The sequence below is a fragment of the Mesorhizobium sp. L103C105A0 genome (assembly GCF_000502215.1).
Taxonomy (GTDB): domain Bacteria; phylum Pseudomonadota; class Alphaproteobacteria; order Rhizobiales; family Rhizobiaceae; genus Mesorhizobium.
On record NZ_AYXF01000002.1, the window covers coordinates 1,196,636 to 1,217,173 of the forward strand.

Here is a 20,538-nt window from a genome sequence, read left to right on the forward strand (position 1 = left end):
ACATCTGCTTGCGCAACAGCGTGAACGCTGGGCGTGCCCACCATTCGCCCGCATCCGGGAGCGCGGGCTCGGATTAATGCAACTCGGCCAGCAACGCCTGTGCCTCGGCGAGGTTCTTTTCGGAACCGGCGGCGAGATCGTCCATCTTCTTGTCACGGAAGATGACGAGCGCGTCCTGGCATGCGGCGATCGCTTCCTGTGCCATCGCCTTGTCCTTGTGGGCGGCGCCCAGATCGACCAGCACGTCGCACAGGCTGTCCTGCGTGAAGGCGACAGCCGGCACCGAATTGATCTTCTTTTGCACCACGATCGCCTCGCGCAGGACCAACACCGCCTCCTCGAAATGCGCGACATTGTTTTCGGCGCGGCCGGCCATGGTCAAGGCATAGCCCATCTCGTTGCGCGCATTGGCCCAACGTTCGGGATCGCGGTCGCGACCGAGCTGCTCGGCAAGCGCCCGGTTGACGACAATCGCCTCCTCGTACAATTCAGCCGAAGGCTCGCGGGCCGCGATCATGCTCAGCGTCTGCGCGAGACTGGTCTGGTTGGTGATCCAGAGATCGGGATCGCGGGCGATCGTTCGCACCGTGGCGAGGTCGCGGTAGATCTGAGCGGCTCGTTTCAGCTTGCCGACATCGTTCGCCCAGTAACCAAGACTCGACAGCCCGCCGGCGAGATTGTTCTGATTGTTCTCCCAGACAGCCAGCGCATTCTCGCGCGTTACCACGCTGAGCGCTGCGTCATAGGCGGCAATCGCGCGGGTGAGCAACTCGACGTCCTTGCCGTCCGCGGCCATCAGCAAGGCATTGCCGATATCGCCCTTGGTGCGCGCCCATTGCATGCGGTCGGGAAAACCGTCGTAGATCCGCGCTGCCGTCTCGAAGCTCTCCACGGCCTTGGCGTAGAACGTGGCGTCGCCACCAATCCGGCCCTGGCTGTAGCGGGCAAAGCCGAGGTCGTAGTTGATATTGGCCCACTCCTCCGGGTCGGCGTCCTTGGAGTAGGCGGGGAGCGCGGCTTCCAGCATGTCGGCTGCTTGCGCCAGCAAGTCCAGGTTGGATGTATTGTCGCCCAGGATCGACAGGGTCTGGCCGAGCACGCGCCGCGTCTGGCCGATCTCCGTGACATCACCGCCTTTCGTCTGCCCGTCGAGCGCCGCCCGCAGCGCGTCGACCGATTGCTGCAGCAGTTGATCGTCAGAGGCCAGCTTGCCTGACATCATCAACGCGCAGCCGAGGCGGAATTCCGTCTTGGCCCAATTGACTGGGTCCTTGTCGCGGGTGCGAACCCTGAGCACCTGACCGTAGACATCGATCGCCTGCCGCAGGATCGAGATGTCCCCCGCGCGTTCGCCCCAGTTCGATAGCGTGCCTGCAAGGCTGTAACCAATCGAAGCGAACTCGCCCGGCGCGGCGGTTGCGGTATAGACCTCCCATGCCTGACGATACGCGGTCACCGCCTGCATGTAGTAATCGGTTCCCGTATCGAGATCGCCGAGCGTGTCGTTGACCGATCCCAGATTCTGCTGCAGCGAAGCCCAGTCAAGCGGCAGTTTCTCACGCGGATATTCGGACAGAGCGGCCTGGTACGCGGTGGCTGCCTGCATCAGCAGTTCCTTGTTCTTCTGCTTGGCGCCGAGGCGCTGCAATGCGTTGCCGAGCGTCAGCTGGCCGTTGGCCCAGCTCGCCGCGGCGTGCTCGCGCGTCCAAACCGTAAGCGATGCCAGGGCGGCGTCGCGCGCCTGCTCAAGCGTGGCGACATCGCCGTTAATGGTTCCGATCGATTCCAGCGCCGTGCTCAGATTATTCTGGATTGTCGCCCATTGCGCCGGCGCGCGTTCCCTGGTCATTTCGCCGGTCGCCGCCTGATAGGCAGCAACCGCCTGCTGCATGGTCGCGATATCCTTTTCGCGCTCACCAAGGCGATAGAGCGCTGCCCCCAGATTGACCTGGCTCAGCGCCCAGTCGAGCGGTACGCGCTCCCTGCTGTATTCCGTCAATGCCGCACGATGCGCCTCGATCGCCGCGCGGAAACTGTCCGATGTGGTCTGGCGGTCGCCGATTTCGGACAGCACGATGCCGAGATTGTTCTGCGTCGCCGCCCATTCCAGCGGCAGTTTCTTCAACGACTGCACCTCGAGCGCCGAGCGGAAGGCCGCGACAGCCCGCTCCAGAAGCGCCGTCCCGTTCTCGCGCTGGCCGAGCCGCCAGTAGACCGTGCCCAGATTGCCATAGGTCGATGCCCAGTCGTCGGGGTAGGCGTCATGCGTATAGACGGTCAGCGCCTGCTCATAGGCGGCAGCTGCCTTGTCGAGGTTTTCGCGGCCGGCTTCCCGTTCGCCCAACGTAGCAAGCGTGGCGCCCATATTGTTCTGGGTGGCCGCCCAAAGCAGCGGCAACTTTTCGCGGGTGACATAGGTCAATGCCTGTTCATAGGCTGTCAGGGCCTGGGCGAGATACGCATTGTCGCCGGAGAAGTCCCCTTGTTCCGACAGAGCGTTGGCCTCTGCCGCCTTGTAGTAGAACGCGTCTTCGTCGCTCCATTTGGCAGCCTGCTCGAAGGCCTTGGCGTAATCTTGCGCCGCCTCCTTGAAGTTGAAGGAGATTTCATAAGTCCTGGCACTGCTGGCGAAGACCTTTGCGAATTCCAGCCGCTTTGCCTTCAGCTCGGCCTCGGCCTGGTCGACCGTAGACGAAAGTTCGCCGATGCGGGCCTTGGCCTGTTCGTTGAATTTCTGCGCCGCTTCAAGCGCGCCTTCCTGAACCGCCTGTTCGGCGAGTTTCGATAGCCTGGCAATTTCGGGGTCCGGGTTTTTCAAAGTCTCGCGTTCAGCCAACACGTGTTTCAGCCGTTCGGTCTGGCCACGCAGCAGCTTGTCGAGCTCAGCCGGATCCTTGGGTATGTCGACCCCGAGCGCCTTCAGCATGGCGTAGAGCCCATCCATCGGCACCTTGCCGTCACGCGATATGGTTTCGATCTGGCGGCGCTCCGGATCGGGTAGCGTCGAGATGGTCAGCAGGAGCTGGCGTCGCTCCCTGAGGATTTCGCCCTCATCACCTTTCGGCGCCTCGGCGGGGGTGCCGAAATAGAGCAGCCGGCGCAGGCTCTCATTGACCCAGGGCCGCTGCTGGCCGTTGGTCTTGAGATAGACCTCCTCGCCGATCATGCGCAGAACGGTGCCGAATTCCTCGCCGCCCACCGTGTCGATGTGGCGCAGGATCGCTGCCGCATAGGGGCTGTTGCCATCGGCCGGACCGTCCAGCGCAACCTTGCCGGGCTCGGCGGCAAAGGCGATGACCTGGCCGAGGCTGTCGTCGACCGAGCCCTTGGCCTCGGCGCCGCCTTTCAGGGAAACCACGCCGCGCGTTTCGCCGAGACCGCCGGCGCCGATCGGCTTGCCTTCGTCGCCCTGCGCCAGCTTCAAGAGCGTGCCCGGCGGGAACGGATCGTTGCGGCAGGCGTCCAGCAGAACGATGGTGACCGGCACCTTGGCCTTCAGTTCGGCGACGATGGACGACAGCGGCACCAACTTTTCGCCGGCATTGTCGAGTGCCGAAATATCGGCATCGACAGGGACCAGATAATTCTCGCCACCGGCTTCGATGCCGTGGCCGGAATAGTAGATGATGGCGACATCGGCGCCCTCGGCATCGTCGACGAAGCCTTCGAGATCGCGCCGCAATTTGCGTGCGTCGCGATTGGTGGCGACATTTGTCTCGAAGCCGAGCTTGTCGAACATCTCCTCGATGGCGCGGGCGTCGTTTTCCGGATTGGGCAGTTTGCCGACATGCTGGTAGTCGGACTGACCGATGATGAGCGCGACGCCTTTCAGCGCCTTCGGCTCTTCAGCCAAAGCGGGGCCAAACGCGCATAGGCACACCAGTGCCGCGGCAAGTGCCGCGCACATGCGCCCTGTCGCACCTGCCGTTCGCCCAAAGAGCATTCTCTACCCCAAAACCCAACGCTATCTTCCGCAGGCGAGATGGCATCATGATGGCCGGCCGATGGCAAGTCCTTGGGCGAGCTGTGTTCTTGTCGTGGATATGCGTACGAGGCGGCTGGCTTTCAGCGTGCGAGCGGTAGTGTTCAGCATGCCGGATACGGCCAGTCCGGCCTGTTCATGAGTTGACAGGTCCGGACTTGTTGAGCAGTCGTCCGGCCCCGTAGAGCCTCTTTCTCTCAATGTTTCCGGGCGAGGGGGGCCACGGCTGGATGCGCGGGATTGGCACTTTTACGTCAGCCGGCTTTTTTGGTCCGCAACGAGACCCCGACTTCGCGACTGCATCTTTTTAAAATCAAAGGAATGAACTGGTGCTGCGAGAGAGGATTGAACTCTCGACCTCTCCCTTACCAAGGGAGTGCTCTACCACTGAGCTACCGCAGCCGCTGATGGCGGGGCTTCTGCCATATAGAACCGGCAAGCGCAAGGCGTCTGTGAAAGGCTTTGCCAGACAAGTTTCGCTGACATGGCGGCGCCACAATGCTAGCTATCCCTTGAACAGCAGGCCCTGCCAGTTGCGGGCGGGACGGAACGATGGACGAGAAGACAATTCCACCGAAAAAGGCTGATCCGGCAAAAAAGGGCGGGACCACCCGCAAGGATCGGCTGGCCGAGCAGTTGCGCGCCAATCTCATGAAGCGCAAGACGCAAGCGCGTTCGCGGCGCACCGGTGACGCTGACCAGCGCCCGGAAGGCCTGGCGGCTGCTGAAAAAATGCACAAGGACTGACCGATATCGGCCACACTGGCCGGCCAACTTGGCCAACGGGCTCAGGAATCTTGAACCAAGCCGGCCAATGGTCTAGACGGGCCGATACGCAAACTGACGAAAACCGGCCTTTCGGGCCGAGGGGACATTCTCTCATGGATCGCATCAGAATTGTCGGCGGCAACAAGCTCGCCGGAAGCATTCCGATTTCGGGCGCGAAAAATGCCGCTTTGCCGCTGATGATCGCGTCGCTGCTCACCGACGACACGCTGACGCTGGAAAACGTGCCGCATCTGGCCGATGTAGAGCAGCTGATCCGCATTCTTGGCAATCACGGCGTCGACTATTCGGTCAACGGCCGCCGCGAGAAGCAGAATGAGGGCTATTCGCGCACCATCAACTTCTCGGCCCGAAACATCGTCGACACGACCGCGCCCTACGAGCTGGTGTCGAAGATGCGGGCGTCGTTCTGGGTGATCGGCCCGCTGCTGGCCCGCATGGGCGAGGCCAAAGTGTCGCTGCCGGGCGGTTGCGCCATCGGCACGCGCCCGGTCGACCTGTTCCTCGAGGGCTTGCAGGCGCTGGGCGCCGACATTGATGTCGACACTGGTTATGTGCTGGCCAAGACCAGGAACGGCCGCCTTGTCGGCAATCGCTATGAGTTCCCGAAAGTCTCCGTCGGCGCCACCCATGTGCTGATGATGGCGGCGGCGCTGGCCAAGGGTGAGACGGTACTCGAAAACGCCGCCTGCGAGCCCGAGATCGTCAACCTCGCCGAATGCCTNGCTGGCCAAGGGTGAGACGGTACTCGAAAACGCCGCCTGCGAGCCCGAGATCGTCAACCTCGCCGAATGCCTCAACGCCATGGGCGCAAAAATTTCCGGCGCCGGCACTCCAACCATCACCGTCGACGGCGTCGACTCGCTGTCGGGCGCGCGCGTGCGCGTCATCCCCGACCGCATCGAGACGGGCACCTATGCCATGGCTGTGGCCATGACCGGCGGCGATGTCGTGCTCGAAGGCGCCCGCCCCGAGCTGCTGCAGACCGCGTTGGACGTGATTGCCCAGACCGGTACCGAGATCACGCCGACCAATTCCGGCATTCGCGTCCGGCGCAACGGCGCCGGCATTTCGCCGGTCGACGTAACGACGGCGCCCTTTCCGGCCTTCCCGACCGATCTGCAGGCGCAGTTCATGGGCCTGATGACCATGGCCAAGGGCAAGTCGCGCATCACCGAGACCATCTTCGAAAACCGCTTCATGCATGTGCAGGAACTGGCCCGGCTCGGCGCCCACATCACGCTGTCCGGCCAAACGGCGATCGTCGCCGGCGTCGCCAAGCTGAAGGGCGCACCCGTCATGGCGACCGATCTGCGCGCCTCGGTGTCGCTGGTCATCGCCGGTCTGGCGGCCGAAGGCGAAACGACGGTCAACCGCGTCTACCACCTCGACCGCGGTTTTGAGCGGCTGGAAGAAAAGCTCTCCAATTGCGGCGCGGTGATCGAGCGGATTTCAGCTTAACCGCACGGCAGTTGCTTCAGACAGACAGGCGTCTGGTGCTGCCTTCATTCACCGCCAACACTTCAAACCCGAGGCCCTAGCCTCGGGTTGAGTTTGTGTCGCGGTTGCACGGACCGGAAAGACCGCCTAACAGAAGGCTGAAACCAACTTTCAGGTGTGCATTCGGCATGGCAGCCCTCAAACTCATTGCGCTCGACGATCAGGATCTGAGCATCGTCTCGGCTCACGTCCAGGACGCCGTGATGAAGGTCTCGGATCTCGAATACCTGCCTTCGGCCAAGCGTTTCATATTGACCATGAACCGCTTCGTCTGGGAGGCGAAATCCGGACTGTTCAGCAAGCACAATGAGCGGCGCCAGGCGGTGTTGCATTTCGACCGCGTGCTCGGCGCCAAGACCAGCGGCATTGCCCGCGATCGGCCGGCCGAGGTGCTGTCGCTGCTGGCAATCAGCTTTATCGAAATCAGCAAGCCGGCCGGCATCGTCGAATTGGTCTTTTCCGGCGGCGGCGCGATCATGCTCGACGTCGAATGCATCGAGGCGCGGCTTGCCGACATAGGCGGCGCCTGGGAAGCCACCTCGCGTCCGGTGCACAGGGTCTAGAGCATGATCCCAAAAAGTGGGTGCCGGTTTTTGTTGGACAAAACGGGAATTGTTTGTCCAGAGATCATGCTCCAACAAAGGGCTAGATCATGATGAGATTTCAAGCAAATCTCACCATGATCTAGACGCAGCCGATGGCCATTACGCTTATCCAATCCGCTGCCGGTTTCGCGCAGCGTTTCGCCGCCTTCCTGACCACCAAGCGGGAAGTATCGGAGGACGTCGACACTGCCGTGCGCGCCATCATTGCGCGGGTTCGTGCCGAGGGCGACGCTGCCCTGGTCGACTACACGCTGAAATTCGACAAGGCCGACCTCAATAGTCTCGGCATCGCCGTGTCGAAGGACGACATCGCGCAGGCCTACAAAGACGCCGATCCGCAGACGGTCGATGCGCTCAAGTTCGCGCGCGACCGCATCCGATCCCATCACGAGCGACAAATGCCCAAGGACGATCGCTATACCGATGCCGCCGGGGTCGAGTTGGGTTCGCGCTGGACGGCGATCGAGGCGGTCGGGCTCTATGTGCCGGGCGGCACGGCAAGCTATCCAAGCTCGGTGCTGATGAACGCCGTGCCGGCCAGGGTGGCAGGCGTCGAGCGCATCGTCATCGTCGTGCCGGCGCCGGGCGGTGTCATCAACCCGTTGGTGCTGGTGGCCGCCGATATATCAGGCGTTTCGGAGATCTACCGCGTCGGCGGCGCGCAGGCGATTGCCGCCCTTGCCTATGGCACCGAGACGATCCGGCCGGTCGCCAAGATCGTCGGGCCCGGCAATGCCTATGTCGCCGCCGCCAAGCGCCAGGTGTTCGGCACGGTCGGCATCGACATGATCGCCGGACCGTCTGAAGTGCTGGTCGTGGCAGACGGCAGCAACGACCCCGACTGGATTGCCGCTGATCTTCTCGCTCAGGCCGAGCATGACGTGTCGGCGCAGTCGATCCTCATCACCGACGATCCGGCCTTCGGCAAGGCCGTCGAACAGGCGGTCGAGCGGCAGCTGCAGAGCCTGTCGCGCGCCGAGACGGCGGCTGCCAGCTGGCGCGATTTCGGTGCGGTGATCCTGGTGGAGACCATCGAGGCCGCGCTGCCGCTGGTCGACCGCATCGCCGCGGAACATGTCGAGCTTGCTATCGACGATGCCGAAGGCTTCCTGGCCAGGATGCGCAATGCGGGTGCTGTGTTTCTGGGACGCCATACGCCCGAAGTCATCGGCGACTATGTCGGCGGCTCCAACCACGTGCTGCCGACGGCGCGTTCGGCGCGCTTCTCTTCGGGCCTGTCGGTGCTCGATTTCGTCAAGCGCACCTCGATCCTGAAGCTCGGGCCGGAGCAGCTGAGAGCACTTGCGCCGGCGGCGATTGCGCTGGCCAAGGCGGAAGGCCTCGACGCGCATGGCCGCTCCGTCGCCATCCGGCTGAACATGTAGGCGGCGATGGCGGACGGCGATCAAACCCGCGCAAGGCTGATCGATGTCGAGCTCGACGAGTCGATCGGCCGTTCGACGCCCGATGTCGAACATGAGCGCGCGGTGGCGATCTTCGACCTGATCGAGGAGAACAGCTTTCAGCCGGTCAATGATGACGGCGCCGGGCCTTATCGGCTGAAGCTGTCGCTGGCCGAATCCCGGCTGGTGTTTGCGGTCGCCCGAGAGGATGGTGCTGATGTCGTCACCCATATCCTGTCGCTGACGCCGCTCAGGCGCATCGTCAAGGACTACTACCTGATCTGCGAAAGCTACTACGACGCCATCCGATCCTCGACGCCGAGCCATATCGAGGCGATCGACATGGGCCGGCGCGGCCTGCACAATGAAGGTTCGCAGACATTGATGGACCGGCTGGCCGGCAAGATCGACATCGACTTCGACACGGCGCGGCGGCTGTTCACGCTGGTCTGCGTGCTGCACTGGCGGGGTTAGACCTGACTGCGGCGCCCCGCTCGATCCTGTTTTTGTGCGGCATGAACGCCGTGCGCTCGCCGATGGCCGAGCAGCTGGCTCGGCGCATGCTGCCGCCGGCCACTTTCGTCGCCTCTGCCGGCGTGCACAGGGGCGAGCGCGATCCGTTCGTCGACGCAGATCGGAAGAGCACACGTCTGNCTCACCCGCTCGCTTGCCGTCGACGTCGAATACTGGCCGATGCCGGATCCGACCGATGTCGGCGGCAGGCGCGAGCAGATCATGGCCAGCTATCGCGACGTGAGAGAACGGCTGAAAGCGCGCATCAGCCGACGTTTTCTGCTTCCGGAGGTAAAAAACGCGGCGGATTGATGCATGTCGCTCAAAAGCGGTCCCGGTTTTGAGACAACGACATGCATAAAACGAAAGCTTGGAGCGCGTCGCTTATGACGCGATCTAAGCGTGTTCACAAGCGCACGATTATCATATAGGTTCCGCCGAAATTCCGGCCTGGGCGCTCCAGGGCGCCGGAACTGCAATCCAAGCAAAGGTATCGAATGCCGAAGGAAGAAGTCCTCGAGTTTCCGGGTGTCGTGACGGAATTGTTGCCCAACGCGATGTTCCGGGTGAAGCTCGAAAACGAACACGAGATCATCGCCCATACGGCCGGCCGCATGCGCAAGAACCGCATCCGTGTGCTGACCGGCGACAAGGTCCTGGTCGAGATGACGCCCTATGACCTGACCAAGGGCCGCATCACCTACCGTTTCAAGTAACAGTCCGGCGCGAACCGCGATGAGCATCCTGCAGAAGCTCGTGCTTGCCTCTGGTTCGCCGCGCCGGATCGAACTGTTGCAACAGGCCGGCATCGAGCCGGACCGCGTGCTGCCGGCCGATGTCGACGAAACGCCGCTGCGCGCCGAACATCCGCGCTCGCTGGCCAAGCGGCTGTCGAAGGAAAAGGCCGAGAAGGCTCTGGCCTCGCTGAAAAGCGAGGAAGACTATGCGCCGGGCTTCGTGCTGGCCGCCGATACGGTGGTCGCGGTCGGACGCCGTATCCTGCCCAAGGCCGAGACGCTGGACGACGCCGCCAATTGCCTTGGACTGCTTTCGGGCCGTTCGCACCGGGTCTATTCCGGCATCTGCCTGATTACGCCGGGCGGCAAGCTGCGCCAAAGGCTGGTTGAATCCAGGGTTCGCTTCAAGCGGCTGCCGCGCGAGGAGATCGACGCCTATGTAGCCTCCGGCGAATGGCGCGGCAAGGCCGGCGGCTATGCCGTCCAGGGTCTCGCCGGGTCGTTCGTCGTCAAGCTGGTCGGCTCCTACACCAACATCGTCGGCCTGCCGCTCTACGAGACAGTGGCGCTGCTTTCGGGCGAAGGCTTCAAGGTCCACACCAGCTGGCATACCGCGCGGCCATGAGCCTGGACGATAAGGTCACACCACTGCGCCCGAAGCGCCCCTGCCCCGAATGCGGCAAGCCGTCGGCGCGCGAGACCTATCCGTTCTGTTCGAAGCGCTGCAAGGACATCGACCTCAACCGCTGGCTGAAGGGCGCCTATGTCATCACCGCGCGGGATGACGAGGACGAGAGCGACGAGCCGAAGTAGGGTTTGGGCGGTGCCGGCCGCGCAATTCCACTTCGCCGACCTTACGCAATTGCTGCTTTGCCGGCGTCGGTATTGTCTGCGACAATTGACCCGGAAAATCAGCGCTTAGGCGCTGGACAGGCCGGATTCCCGTGCTATAACCCACGCGCTTTCAAGGGGTGCCCCACGGCGCTTTCCTGAAATCCGGTCAGGCGATGTCTCGTTTCCCGGCGAGGCCCAGATAGCTCAGTTGGTAGAGCAGCGGACTGAAAATCCGCGTGTCGGTGGTTCGAATCCGCCTCTGGGCACCATCCCCTCCTCTCCCCATACTCCGTTTTGCCGAAGCTTCTACGCTTCCGTCTTTGCAAGCGGTTGAAATCACTTATTTTTTCGGTCCTAGTGGCGCACTTGGACGCATCTCGACTGCTTTCAGCGTATTTGGTCCAACGGCGCGCGGGGATGGTATTTCCGTTGGTATTCGGCATCCTGATGGTATCGAAACAGCCAAAGGAGATGTCGAATGGCCCTTTCCGACGTGAAATGCCGAAACGCTCGCCCAGGTCCCAAACTCGTGAAACTGTCTGACGGTGGCGGGCTCCAGCTATGGGTGCAGCCCACAGGATCTCGCCTTTGGCGGCTCGCCTACCGCTTTGACGGCAAGCAGAAACTTTTGGCGTTGGGCAGCTATCCCCTTATCTCCCTAGCCGAGGCACGTAAGGCCCGCGATGATGCTAAGCGTCTTCTGCTGGCTGGCATCGACCCCGGACAGGAACGCAGTTTGCGCAAGGCCGGTTCGGCAAAAGACTCCTTTCGGTCAATCGCGGACGAATACGTTGACAAGCTGAAGAAGGAGGGGCGTGCCGATCGGACGATTACCAAGGTCAAATGGCTGCTCGACTTTGCCTATTCGGCCATCGGCGACAAGTGCATTCGGGAGATCGATACGGCCACCGTCCTTACTGCCCTACGCCGCGTAGAGGTTCGCGGTCGATACGAGTCGGCCAGACGATTGCGCTCCACCATTGGCACCGTGTTTCGATACGCAATCGCCACCGCACGTGCCGAAGCAGATCCGACGATCGCACTCAGGGGCGCACTCATCAGTCCGACGGTCACGCCGCGCGCCGCGATTACCGATCCGAAGGCCTTGGGAGGCCTGCTGAGGGCGATCGATGCATTTGACGGACAGCCTACGACCCGAGCGGCCCTGAAGCTGATGGCGCTGCTGTTTCCCCGGCCCGGCGAACTGCGCGCGGCCGAATGGCACGAGTTCGATTTCGAAAGCTCGGTGTGGATCATCCCTGAAGCACACATGAAAATGCGACGGCCGCACCGCGTACCACTTTCAAGGCAAGCTGTTAGCGTCCTGACCTTACTCAGAGAAATCTCTGGCGGTGGATCGCTGCTGTTTCCTAGTGTTCGATCGGGTTCGCGCCCGATTTCCGACAACACGCTTAACGCCGCCCTGCGCCGTATGGGCTACGGCAAGGAAGAAGCTACCTCGCACGGTTTTCGAGCAACGGCATCAACTCTGCTAAACGAATGCGGAAAGTGGCACCCGGACGCCATAGAGCGGCAACTGGCCCACGTAGAGAACAACGACGTTCGTCGCGCCTACGCTAGGGCGGAGCATTGGGAGGAGCGCGTCAAGATGATGCAATGGTGGGCCGATTATCTAGATGAACTGGAGAGCAAAAAAACGCGGGTGATCTCAATCGGGGGACGCGGCAAGCCTACTCTCCATATACCATCGCGAGGGTCTGCGTTGAAACCAAACAGCGACGGTTCGCCAAAGGTCGAGGCGAACCTCTAACCTCCGAAAATCAAGCTGACAATCAAGAGACGAACGACCGTATGATAGACCCGAGGCTCTGCCGTATTCGAGCGAAATCAGCCGCAGCGCGAAAACCCCGTTTATTAGAAATCAATGGCTTTGCAAACGCGCCTCACTTTTTCCGACCGCCTCCGATCCGGCGACCAGTGACCGGCCAAGGCATAGCCTGACTTGCGGAGTTCACCGTCCGCACGTCCGAGGCCTCGAGGGGACGGAAAACCGTGCATGTATAGCATTTGTCGGCAGGTTACATCTTGACAAAGGAATGCGGCATTCTCGTATAGGTTGGGACCTAGGGGGATTCGCAGATTGTTGCTAGAGAAAAATACACGGCGGCGGAAGAACGATAGACCGCATTTAGGTTGGCTAAACCCCTACACGGGAATAATTAGCACCGTTTCCGCCATAGTTGTTTCTCTTGTGAGTGTTTACAATATTTATCTCACGACTCGCCAATCCGAAATTGCTGAGCGTGCGATCAATTTGTCCAACCGTAATACTGAGATGGCAAACCTCCTCGTATCACTTCGAAAGACTTGCCAATCTGCTGCAGCACTACGCGCTGTATTTTTCGGAAATACTAGCTTTTACTATAAGCCAGACTTTAATATGAGGGACCCGCAAAAACCGACCGATGGAGAAAAACTCAAGATCACATTTGTGGAACCTCCAAAATACCCAAATCCTAGTACACCACAAGTTTTAAAGATCGGAAAAGAATACTTGAGTTTTTCGGAAGATACTCTTAGCCGTTTTCAAGTAGTTGAACTGTACCTTACGGACCAGGAAGCGGCCGAAGAGGAAGCTAAAAACCTCCGATATGCTTTTGAAGAGCTGGTTGACGTTGCCGATATGGTGACCAACGAGGAAGCCAGTACACAGGACCTAATCGGCAACATGATAGTCGCGTCATCGATGTGCCGGCTGTTACCGGAAAAGCTTTCGCCTTGGTTTCGGAACTCTCAAGCCAACAGGCTCGGATACATTTTTACCGAGAGCGACGTCAGGTTTGAATGGATTAAAGAACCGGAAGACTTTGTCGCTACCCGCCAATCTTGGGGCCTAAGCCTTGAAGACCGGACAGAGAACGAAGGCACCATGCGTCAACGATTGCTGAATCCCCCGTCTGAATTCTGAATTGTCAATGAAACCGGCGACAACTTTCATAACCCAGGACGAGGGGCAGATCCATTACCGAACTGCCATGAAGCTCAGGACCGCCGATCGACTCCAAGCCACCGGTCGTAGACGTGATCGCTGGGCGTACCTCCTCCCCTCGATTACCCTTAGTGACGGATCGATCGAAACTGCCGATATTTCACTAAAAGTAAGCGTTTCAGCATACGTTGAAATTGCCATTTTTGGTGAAAGTAGCTGTACTTGTTTTAGTGAAAATGCTATTTTCAGCAAATGCTGAAAGCGCCAAACTCATTGAAAGAGGTGGAAGAGCAAGCCGCGCAGGCCTTGAAAAGCCTGCTTGGGTCGATTCCTCCGATCAAGATCGATAGAATCGAAGAATTCCCTTCCGGGCCCGACCGCGGCGTCGATTTGATCGCCCACATTCGCGCTTTCGGGTCCAGACATGTTCTCCTCTGCGAAGTCAAATCGACCGGACAGCCTCGCCACGCCAGGGACGCCATCACACTGCTTCATCGAGCAGCGGCTGGGTTGAACGAAAAACATGCTGTTCCGGTTTTCATTGCTCCGTTTCTGATGCCGCAGACGCGGGATATCTGCACCGAGGCCGGCGTCAGCTTTTTAGACTTTGAGGGTAATTGCCGCCTTGCGTTTGATGGAGTCTTTGTCGAGCGCGTCGTCCCCACCAAGCCCGCCACCGAACGGCGAGAGGTCAAGTCGATCTTCAAACCGAAGTCGGCGCAGGTCTTGCGAACCATGTTGCGCAACCCGGGCCACTTTTGGCGTGTAACCGAGCTCGCAGAGCGCGCTCAGGTGAGCCTCGGCCATGTAAGCAACATGCGCACCGCGCTCGTAGCGCGGGAATGGGCAAAGATCGGTGAAGACGGGATATCGCTGACGGAGCCGGATGCTCTGCTCGACGCCTGGCGGGATGTCTACGAACCACCCGCTGGACGGCGAATGGGCTTTTACACGACATTGCACGGGAAGGCCTTCGACGAAGTCATTCGGCGCAACGGCGAGCCTGATCCATCATTGAGCCAGATGGCGCTGGCGTCGTTTTCGGCCGCGCAGTGGCTAGCTCCGTATGCGCGTACCGGAACACATTTTTTCTACGCAAGTGGCAATGGTCTCGAGCGGGCTCGTACCGCCCTCAATTTGAGTTCAGCCGCACGCGGCGAGAATGTTGTGGTTACGGTCTTAAAGGACACGGGCCCGCTGCTCGATGCCATTGAACCCTCCCCAGGGATCTCCACCACCAGCCCAGTGCAGACCTATCTTGACCTCTGGGTGGCGGGAGAACGCGGCAGGGAAGCGGCGGAGTACTTGCGGAAAGAGAAACTCAAATGGCACGTGTAACCGTTCCGGAAGCGCAGTCTGCCGCTGAATATGATGACCGCACCACCCAGGCGGTGAAATCCGTGCTACTCGAAATCGGCCAGATCCTCGGCAGTTTCAAAGGCAAGTTTGCCGTTATCGGTGGCGCGGTGCCCTGGCTCCTGCTTGAGAACGATGAGATGCGGCATGTCGGTACGCTCGATGTCGATCTCGGGCTCGATGCGGAGGCGCTAGGCGACGGCGAGTATGCCAAGCTCGTCGAGTCGCTGATGGAAAACGGCTACAAGCAGAGCGAGGAGTTGCGAGCCTTCCAGCTCGTCCGCAATGTGCCTGCCAAAGATGGCGGTGAAGCCATCGACGTGGTAGTCGATTTCCTGCGGCCGATCGACGCCAAGATTGTCAAGAACCGGCCGCCGCTTATCGAGAAATTGCGGTTCAGCGAGCTGACGGCGCGGAGCTTGCTCTTCGCTTTTATCAGTACGTCGCAATAACAGGCGACATGCCTGGCGGCGGTACCAATCAGGTCAAGATCGCTGTCGCATCAATTCCCGCCTTGCTCGCGATGAAAGGCTTTGCCATCCAGAACCGGCTGAAGCGCAAGGACGCCTATGACATATATTATTGTGTGCGCAATTATGGTGGAGGGATCGAAGCCCTGGCCAAGGATTGCGAGCCCGTCCTCGCAGTGAAGGAAGGCCAAGAAGGATTCGGATATATCAACGGCAAATTCGACCAGGTAGACGGGTTTGGTCCGACAAGTGTTCGCCAGTTCGTTGAAGAGACAGATCTACTCGGAGAGCGGACCCCTGATCAGTGGCAGCAGGATGCATTCGGTCAGGTCGATGCCTTGCTGCGGGCGCTAGGGTTGAGGAAATAGTCCAGCCACGGCCATTTCGGTTGCCGGCACCAGCGGCGCAATCGTCAGGTGGTGCTGCGCGGGACAAGTCGAGACTGGCGCGGCATTGAAGCGAGAAAACATTGCTCGATGAGAGCTGCCGCGGCGTTTAAAGCGACTCGCCGGCCTCTTGGTTGGCGCAATGAAAGATCAACTCAAGGCCAACATGCACCGGGCAGAGGATGCCGTCAGCGGCATCCTACGCTCTACGAAGCCATCGGCCGCGAGCTCGATACCGCCCCAATGACCGACATTTCATTTGGCGGGCTGTCATCGAAGCCTCTACATCGCTACGGATCTAAGAACCGCGGCGTGGGACCATCATCTCGGACAGAACCTTCTCGGAAGGAACAACCGTCAGGTAACCGATCGTGAAAGGCAGCGGCGTTTTCTCGACCCAATTGGCGCCTACCAACTTGGTCGCGCGAAATGCGAGGTAGCAGGCCGCGCCAAGCTCCTCGAGTTGCCTGAACAACCCGTCGACTTCCTGCTGATAGGTGCGCTTTTCGGAAAACGAGATGTCATCGGCAATGTCGCCAAGGTCGCGCAGATAATCGAACATGGATGCTGCGATCTCCTTCGCCTCTGCAGCGATTGCGTCATCGGTATTGAACAGATAACCGTCCGCCTCATAGGCTATGCGCGCCAACGCCTCTCCGGAGACGGCTTTCGTCACCGGCACGCGGATATGGTCGGGAAACTGCTTCTGGACCTCGTCGTCTTGAATCTTCCGAAGGCCTTCAAACAGCTCGTGGACGCCCTTGATAAATTCCGGGTCGTCAAACACGTCGGGATTGTCATAGCCAAGACCCCGAGCCAAGGCCCGGCGTGTCGTGACGCTAACTGGGTTTCCGGCTTCAATCCTCTGGATCGTGCGCACGTCAAGTCCGGACGAGGCGGCAAGCGCTTCTTGCGACCAGTGCGAGGTTTCGCGGATGCACTTCGTCCAGAAGGCAAGAAACTTGGGATCCTTTGTATCGATGCTCGGTGCGTTCATGTCGCGTTCCTCAGGTCAATGTTCCGAGTGAGGACGCTATCTTTAACGGAGCTAACGCACCACGACAGAACCCCGACAACAAGCCGTCACCAGGCGGCTGGATGCACAGGCGCGCCGTACAAACCGGCCTCCCCGGTGCGGTGCTGCTCAAGAAAGGCTTCCGTCTCGATGCCTTGCTGTGGACGGTCACTGGTAAACTTCCCGGTCTTGGCCACGGGCCTGTTGGAACAGTGGATTCCGGTCGTCGGCGCGGTATTAGCCGGTTCGATGATGCTAATCAGTCGTCCCATTCGGTGCGACGGCCAGGTGGGCGCGTGTCAGCGGTTCGCCAGACTTTGCTCCCTCGCTCACCACGCAGCTTGTGCTCGCCATCAGGCGTCCAGGCAATCACCGTCCCGCGGTCGATGTTGCGGTATTTCTGGTTCTCACTCCACTGCCATTCGAAGCTGACCACTTCGTTCTTGTAGACGAACTTACCTGACCAGGGTGCAAGGAACGAGTATGTTTCCCCAGCAACGACCAAAACATGGCTGTGCCAGGCATGCTTGTTCCCACTGCGGCTCGGGGGGCGGGATTTGTCCTTGAGATAGACGTCGTAGCTTTCGACTTCCGCTCGCTCGACCTTCACCGGCTATTCCTTTTCGAGGCGTCCCTTTGTGCCGGAACCTAGCCAGCACAGCTTCCTACCCCTAGACGCTGTGGCCGCCCGTTTTGGACGAGCATCGACACCGCGTTACGAAAGCGCTTTGCGCAGTGATCGCAGCAGGGCCTCGGCGTCATCAATTTTTTTGAGAATATCCGGGTCGCCTTTGAGTTCCTGCAATGTGGTCCAGGGAAGTGTTTTCATCGCTTCCACGACTATTTCGAGATCGCTGGAAAGGCCACCCTTCGCTTTCTTGTCGGAGGCTCCGAGACGCAGCATCGCGGATTCGAGATCGCCTGCGTCGCTCAAGAAGTGTGCCCTCGCCACAGGGTCGGGCAGGATCGTGCGCAGCTTGCGAAGATCCTTGGAGTTGGTAATGCGCTTCTGGTTGACCTTCTTGACGACGGCTTCGACGACGCTTGGTGTCAGGAGCTTCTTGCTGACGCCCATCATTTCCCGAGCCCAAGTGATGGCGGCACTCGGATCGCGAAGACTCGTGAACTTTTCAGAGAGCTCGAACACGTCCACCAGCTTGTCGAGTTCCCGAACCGTGATACCAAGAATGTTGGCCGCACTGGCTCTGCCCATCAGATCGACCAGCCGATAGGCGACCATTTCCTTTTCCTTGGCATCCCATTCCTTGCGCTGGCGGTGAATGTAAATCCATACGCGCAGCCGCTCCTCCTCACCTAGCGTGCCGTCGGTCACCTCAATAGGCACCTGCCGAAATTCGTCCTTCCCCTGCTCTACCAGAGCGCGCGAGTTGGTCCATCGCCGGTCGCCGTCGATGATGCGGAACTTCCCAGGCAGCGTCGGATGAGGCTCGACCAGCAAAGGTTCGAACAAGCCTCCATTGGCCTCGATCTGCCGTTGCAACTCCTCGTCCAGCTTTGGCCCCATGCGCGGCTGCTTGTCGTTCGGGACAATGTCATCGATGTCGGCCTTCCTGCGATAGGTACGCAGCACGGTGCGGTCGAGCCTGCGCTCCTGCAGGTTGACGACGACATTATTTTCCCGATCCGGCTTGGCGGCAGCGCTGGTCATTGCAAGTCCTCCAACGCATTCTCGGAGGTGCCGACGATGGCGTCGATCTCGCCAGTCAACTCGCCGCGTACCCGTTGCACCGAGCGGATGAGTTCACCTTGCCGCCGCCAGGTCGCGTCGTGCGCCTTTTTCTCCTTCACTTGCAGGTCAAGCAGGTCCTCGGTGTGCGTATCGATCCTCGCCAGCATGCCGGCGCAACGTTCGGAGGTGATGAAGTCGTAAAGAGCCGCCGTCTTTTGCGTCCGCTCTTCGGTGCTGAGCCTGAGCTTGTGAGTCTGAATGAGGTGCTGGCGGACAATCTGAACAATCGCGACAACCCGTGCCGGATTGGCGAGAATGACGCCGTCCTGCAGCTGCAAATGGCGGACCTTGGCCGGGAACACACGCGTCGACAAAATGGCATGGTCGGCTTTCGCAGCCATCTGGTCGGAAGCCAATTTCGTCACAAAGTCAAAGCGCCATTTGGCGTGATTTTTTGAGTCGTAGATGATAGTGCCGCATTCCTTGCCGTTGTGCATCACCGTGTGGAGGATGTCGGCACCTGGCTGACCGCGATTGACCCGTTCGATCTTGTCTCCCTCAAATTCTCTCTTCAAATCCTCGTAGAGGTCGACTTCGGCTCCCTCGCCGAGCTCGTCGGCGGTTTTCTTGTCATAGGCGCGCTTCAGCTCCTCGAATTTGGTCTGAAGCTTCAGCCTTTCCTCGAACGCCAACGATTTCTCCGCATTCACCGCCTCGTCCCTCGCCTTCTCCAGCACTTCGCGTTGTTCCTGTAATTGCGCTTCGTGGGCATGGTGGAGCGTCTGGACTTGCTGAACGGCCGAAGTCGCCTTTGCTTCGGCCTGTGCCTTCGCTTCCTCAAGCCCGGCGACCTTTTCCTGAACCGCAGCTGCGGCAGCCGCATCGGCCCGCTGCCGGTATTCAGTTTCGCGCGTCACCGCGTCCGACTTCACCTTCTCGATCGCCGCCACGTGATCCAGCTGTTGCTGCTCCAGCTTGCCTTCCAGCGTCACACTGGCGGCTTCGGCGGCCGCCTTTCCGGCTTCGATCGACTCGATCTTCAGATTAAGGGCGGCCTCGCTATCTTTGCGCTGGCGCTCGCTGTCCGCGAACTTATCCAGCATTGCCGCCTCCGCGGCGCCCATGGCCTCGGCGCGGATGGTCTTCTCCTTGTCGGCCATCTCCTCTTTGAACTTCTCGATCTTGGCTTCCGCACCTGCCTGGGCTGCCTGCGCATCATCGAGTTTCGCCTGCAGCCCGCCCAGTGCCTCTTTGCCTGCGCGTTCGGCAACCGAGACACGCTCGTTCGCCACAACCTCAAGTGCGCGGCGCTCATCTTCACGGGCTGCGGCGATCCTTGCTTCGGCTTCCTGCCGCGCCTGTTCGAGCGCCTGCGCTTTCTCACGCGCGTGCTGCTCTTGCAGTTCTTGCAGTCGGCCGGCGATCTCTGCCAACTGCTCGCGCTGGCGGAGCTCGATCTTCTCTTTGATCTCCTCGTAATGATCGTGCGGAATGGGCTGGTCGCAAGTCGGACAGACCTCATCGGCGAAATGCAGATGCGGCGCAGCCTGACCGGGGCCGGTTTTCAATAGTGGGGCATGGGATGCGGGCATAAACGCTCTCCTCAAGAAAAACTAGGTCCTATTTTCTCCTACTTGATCCCAATGTCAATAGCTGATATAGAGTCTCGTACAGGGCGAGAACGCTAGATGTTGTGGCCTTGATCAAAACTTGAGGTAATGAAATGACAAAATCGTATAAGCCGGGGCAGACCGCGCCTCGTTCAGGACAATATGGAATTATCGGAACGAGGGGTGGCAATACCGGCCAGGAGAGGACCGTGACGAGGGGCGAGCCGCTGCCTCCGACGCCGAGGGCAGGGCAGACCTACAAGCTCAACGACGCCACCAAAAACAAAAGCGGGCGCCCTTAAAGGGGCCTGAGAAAAAAGAACGAGGCGGTCCGACCGCCTCGTTCTTTTTTCATGAAATCGCCGATGGAGGCGACGGTTGGTCGGTCGCGCGATTCGAATAGCTCCGTGCTGGAACTCGATGTAGGTTTAAGCTGATTGCTGTGGTGACTTCGCCGACGCTCGGACGCCCGGCAGGCCTTCCTTTCTGGCCTTGGCAAAAGCTCGGTCGCTTTCGAGGAACTCGGACAGCATGAATGGGATAAGTTCAGCCACCGTCTCCGACTCACCATAGGTCTGGCGGTAAAGCGCTGCATAGTCGTTGAGTGCCTGGCTCAGGTCGGCGCTAATGGTGATGGTGATCTTCGAAGGCGTCCGTTCCGGAAGTTTTCCGAGCTTTAGATTGGCCATGACTGCTCCTGT

The 20,538-nt window shown here is 60.1% G+C and carries 18 protein-coding genes, 2 tRNA genes and 2 pseudogenes; 15 read left to right on the forward strand and 7 right to left on the reverse strand.

What is annotated here, in order from left to right; translation table 11 throughout:
• Nucleotides 1-73: 73 nt before the first annotated feature.
• Both X727_RS1000000165540 and X727_RS154320 read right to left on the reverse strand, forming a co-directional pair.
• Nucleotides 74-3,907 carry a caspase family protein gene (locus tag X727_RS1000000165540; protein WP_023834061.1) on the reverse strand — a complete coding sequence of 1,278 codons (3,834 nt, stop codon included), beginning with the start codon at nucleotides 3,905-3,907 and terminating at the stop codon, nucleotides 74-76.
• Nucleotides 3,908-4,309: 402 nt separating this feature from the next.
• A tRNA-Thr gene (locus X727_RS154320) sits at nucleotides 4,310-4,384 on the reverse strand.
• Between the two features lie 150 nt (nucleotides 4,385-4,534).
• Between X727_RS154320 and X727_RS154315 the strand changes: the two genes are divergently transcribed.
• The 15 genes and pseudogenes from X727_RS154315 (at nucleotide 4,535) to X727_RS1000000168950 (ending at nucleotide 15,504) form a co-directional block, all read left to right on the forward strand.
• Nucleotides 4,535-4,729, forward strand: coding sequence for a hypothetical protein (locus X727_RS154315; RefSeq protein WP_023701829.1), 195 nt, complete (start codon nucleotides 4,535-4,537; stop codon nucleotides 4,727-4,729).
• Nucleotides 4,730-4,863: 134 nt separating this feature from the next.
• A pseudogene (locus tag X727_RS01000000164535) lies at nucleotides 4,864-6,229 on the forward strand (UDP-N-acetylglucosamine 1-carboxyvinyltransferase).
• A gap of 167 nt (nucleotides 6,230-6,396) precedes the next feature.
• Nucleotides 6,397-6,831: a DUF2948 family protein gene (locus X727_RS154310; RefSeq protein ID WP_023681909.1), complete on the forward strand. Its 435-nt coding sequence runs from the start codon at nucleotides 6,397-6,399 to the stop codon at nucleotides 6,829-6,831.
• Between the two features lie 134 nt (nucleotides 6,832-6,965).
• Nucleotides 6,966-8,258 carry a histidinol dehydrogenase gene (gene hisD, locus X727_RS154305; protein ID WP_023834062.1) on the forward strand — a complete coding sequence of 431 codons (1,293 nt, stop codon included), beginning with the start codon at nucleotides 6,966-6,968 and terminating at the stop codon, nucleotides 8,256-8,258.
• 6 nt (nucleotides 8,259-8,264) lie between these two features.
• Nucleotides 8,265-8,750, forward strand: a complete 486-nt coding sequence (locus X727_RS154300; RefSeq protein WP_023669283.1) for a UPF0262 family protein — start codon at nucleotides 8,265-8,267, stop codon at nucleotides 8,748-8,750.
• Between the two features lie 41 nt (nucleotides 8,751-8,791).
• A pseudogene (locus tag X727_RS01000000164540) lies at nucleotides 8,792-9,101 on the forward strand (protein-tyrosine-phosphatase).
• Between the two features lie 185 nt (nucleotides 9,102-9,286).
• Nucleotides 9,287-9,505: a translation initiation factor IF-1 gene (gene infA / locus X727_RS154295; protein WP_006200926.1), complete on the forward strand. Its 219-nt coding sequence runs from the start codon at nucleotides 9,287-9,289 to the stop codon at nucleotides 9,503-9,505.
• Between the two features lie 19 nt (nucleotides 9,506-9,524).
• Nucleotides 9,525-10,151: a Maf-like protein gene (locus tag X727_RS154290; protein WP_023747220.1), complete on the forward strand. Its 627-nt coding sequence runs from the start codon at nucleotides 9,525-9,527 to the stop codon at nucleotides 10,149-10,151.
• The gene (gene yacG, locus X727_RS154285) at nucleotides 10,148-10,339 is read left to right on the forward strand and encodes a DNA gyrase inhibitor YacG (RefSeq protein ID WP_023669280.1); all 192 of its coding nucleotides are present in this window, start codon (nucleotides 10,148-10,150) and stop codon (nucleotides 10,337-10,339) included. The genes X727_RS154290 and yacG overlap by 4 nt, the downstream gene beginning before the upstream one ends.
• A gap of 214 nt (nucleotides 10,340-10,553) precedes the next feature.
• A tRNA-Phe gene (locus tag X727_RS154280) sits at nucleotides 10,554-10,629 on the forward strand.
• A gap of 209 nt (nucleotides 10,630-10,838) precedes the next feature.
• Nucleotides 10,839-12,131 (forward strand): integrase arm-type DNA-binding domain-containing protein, encoded by a 1,293-nt coding sequence (locus X727_RS154275; protein WP_023727934.1) that lies wholly within the window; start codon nucleotides 10,839-10,841, stop codon nucleotides 12,129-12,131.
• A 330-nt stretch (nucleotides 12,132-12,461) separates the two neighbouring features.
• Nucleotides 12,462-13,289: a hypothetical protein gene (locus X727_RS1000000167860; RefSeq protein ID WP_155923549.1), complete on the forward strand. Its 828-nt coding sequence runs from the start codon at nucleotides 12,462-12,464 to the stop codon at nucleotides 13,287-13,289.
• 273 nt (nucleotides 13,290-13,562) lie between these two features.
• A complete protein-coding gene (locus X727_RS154265; RefSeq protein ID WP_023727932.1) occupies nucleotides 13,563-14,648 on the forward strand; it encodes a type IV toxin-antitoxin system AbiEi family antitoxin in 1,086 nt (361 codons plus the stop codon).
• On the forward strand, nucleotides 14,636-15,118 hold the full coding sequence (locus X727_RS1000000168945; protein ID WP_245274144.1) for a hypothetical protein: 483 nt from the start codon (nucleotides 14,636-14,638) through the stop codon (nucleotides 15,116-15,118). The genes X727_RS154265 and X727_RS1000000168945 overlap by 13 nt, the downstream gene beginning before the upstream one ends.
• An 8-nt stretch (nucleotides 15,119-15,126) precedes the next feature.
• On the forward strand, nucleotides 15,127-15,504 hold the full coding sequence (locus X727_RS1000000168950; RefSeq protein ID WP_245274145.1) for a nucleotidyl transferase AbiEii/AbiGii toxin family protein: 378 nt from the start codon (nucleotides 15,127-15,129) through the stop codon (nucleotides 15,502-15,504).
• Between the two features lie 316 nt (nucleotides 15,505-15,820).
• Here X727_RS1000000168950 and X727_RS154260 read toward each other — a convergent pair whose 3' ends face one another.
• The 5 genes from X727_RS154260 to X727_RS154235 form a co-directional block, all read right to left on the reverse strand.
• Entirely contained in the window at nucleotides 15,821-16,519 is a 699-nt protein-coding gene (locus tag X727_RS154260; RefSeq protein WP_023727930.1) for a helix-turn-helix transcriptional regulator, read from the reverse strand.
• 277 nt (nucleotides 16,520-16,796) lie between these two features.
• On the reverse strand, nucleotides 16,797-17,147 hold the full coding sequence (locus X727_RS154250; protein ID WP_023727928.1) for a hypothetical protein: 351 nt from the start codon (nucleotides 17,145-17,147) through the stop codon (nucleotides 16,797-16,799).
• 105 nt (nucleotides 17,148-17,252) lie between these two features.
• Complete coding sequence (locus tag X727_RS154245) at nucleotides 17,253-18,206, reverse strand: ParB/RepB/Spo0J family partition protein (RefSeq protein WP_023727927.1); 954 nt, start codon at nucleotides 18,204-18,206, stop codon at nucleotides 17,253-17,255.
• Nucleotides 18,203-19,819, reverse strand: a complete 1,617-nt coding sequence (locus tag X727_RS154240; RefSeq protein WP_081726078.1) for a DUF2130 domain-containing protein — start codon at nucleotides 19,817-19,819, stop codon at nucleotides 18,203-18,205. The genes X727_RS154245 and X727_RS154240 overlap by 4 nt, the downstream gene beginning before the upstream one ends.
• A 446-nt stretch (nucleotides 19,820-20,265) precedes the next feature.
• The gene (locus X727_RS154235; protein WP_023834065.1) at nucleotides 20,266-20,526 is read right to left on the reverse strand and encodes a DUF2274 domain-containing protein; all 261 of its coding nucleotides are present in this window, start codon (nucleotides 20,524-20,526) and stop codon (nucleotides 20,266-20,268) included.
• Nucleotides 20,527-20,538 lie beyond the last annotated feature (12 nt).